The sequence below is a fragment of the Xanthomonas sp. SHU 166 genome, assembly GCF_000364685.1.
Taxonomy (GTDB): Bacteria; Pseudomonadota; Gammaproteobacteria; order Xanthomonadales; family Xanthomonadaceae; genus Xanthomonas_A; species Xanthomonas_A sontii.
Window position 1 is genome coordinate 1 of sequence record NZ_AQOJ01000885.1, and the last position, 1,349, is coordinate 1,349.

2 protein-coding genes are annotated in these 1,349 nt (G+C 74.3%); both read left to right on the forward strand.

Annotated elements, in window-relative coordinates:
- The first annotated feature begins 110 nt into the window (after nt 1-110).
- Nucleotides 111-464 (forward strand): hypothetical protein, encoded by a 354-nt coding sequence (locus tag D180_RS20030; protein WP_017909537.1) that lies wholly within the window; start codon nt 111-113, stop codon nt 462-464.
- Nucleotides 465-513: 49 nt separating this feature from the next.
- Complete coding sequence (gene bioH / locus D180_RS20035) at nt 514-1,275, forward strand: pimeloyl-ACP methyl ester esterase BioH (protein WP_017914168.1); 762 nt, start codon at nt 514-516, stop codon at nt 1,273-1,275.
- Nucleotides 1,276-1,349 lie beyond the last annotated feature (74 nt).

Sequence of the window (1,349 nt, forward strand, 5' to 3'; positions counted from 1 at the left end):
CTGCGCGTGACCCTGTCGGCGCTGCACACGCCGGCGCAGGTGCAGGCGCTGCTGGACGCGCTGGCGCTGTCACGCGATCGCGTGGCCGCGCACCCGCCCGGCGTGCCGGCGTGAGCGCGACCGACCTCGCCGCGCGTCGCGCGGTGTGGGACGCGCTGGCCGAGCTGTACCTGGACGATGCGGTCGACGCGCGGCATGCGCAGATCGCCGCGGTACTCGCCGCCTCGCCGTTCGCCACCGATACGCTGTGGCAGATGCTGCGCGAGGACGTGCATCCGCGGCTGGCGCCGAACCTGCTGACCACGGCCGGCGCCTGGCAGGGCATCGACGGCGACTGGCTGAGCGCGGCGATCCAGCAGCGCCGCGGTGCGCATCGCGTGTCCGCCTGGCGCACCCGCGACTATCCGCGCCAACAGTGGCGCCTGCTGCTGCCGCAGGTGCTGGCGCAGCGCGCGGCGCACTGACGCGACGGCCGACGCTGCCTTTCCTGTTCTTTCGCGACGACGGACGACGATGCATATCGACACCCTGGGGCAGGGCCCCGATCTGGTCCTGCTGCACGGCTGGGCGTTGAACGGCGGCATCTTCGCGCCCTTGGTCGAGCGCCTGTCGGCGCAGTACCGCCTGCACCTGGTGGACCTGCCCGGGCACGGCCACAGCCGCGGCGACGACACGCCGCTGGCATTGCCGCACGTGGTCAGCGCGATCGCCGCGGCCACGCCGCCGGCCGTGTGGCTGGGCTGGTCGCTGGGCGGGCTGTTCGCGTTGCACGCCGCCGCCACGCAACCGCAGGTGCGCGGGCTGGCGATGCTCGCGGCGACGCCGCGCTTCGTACGCGGCAGCGATTGGCCGCACGCGGTGGAGCCGCAGGTGTTCGAACAGTTCGGCCGCGATCTGGCCGAGGACTATCGCGGCACCCTCGAGCGCTTCCTGGCACTGGATACGCTCGGCTCGGCGCAGGCGCGCGCCGAACTGCGTACCCTGCGCGAGGCGCTCGACGCCCGCGGCACGCCCGACCCGCACGTGCTGCAGGACGGGCTGACCCTGCTGGAACGTACCGATCTGCGCCGCGCCCTGCCCGGCCTGCGCGTGCCCAGCCTGTGGATCGGCGGCCAGCGCGACCGCCTGGTCCCACCCGCAGGCATGGAGGCCGCCGCTGCGCTGGCGCCGAACGCGCGTACGCTGATCGTCGCCGGCGGCGGCCACGCCCCGTTCCTCGGCCATGCCGATACGGTCGCCGAGGCGCTGCGTGGATTCCTGGCGGCGCTGGACTAGCGGCGTCGCGCCGCGCGTTCCACGGTGCTGTCGTAGCAGCGGCTTCAGCCGCGACACTCCCGTTGCGTCGGGGT

Excerpts from the sequence above, each read along its gene's own strand:
- bioH (WP_017914168.1), top strand. The coding sequence starts at position 514 with ATGCATATCGACACCCTGGGGCAGGGCCCCGATCTGGTCCTGCTGCAC.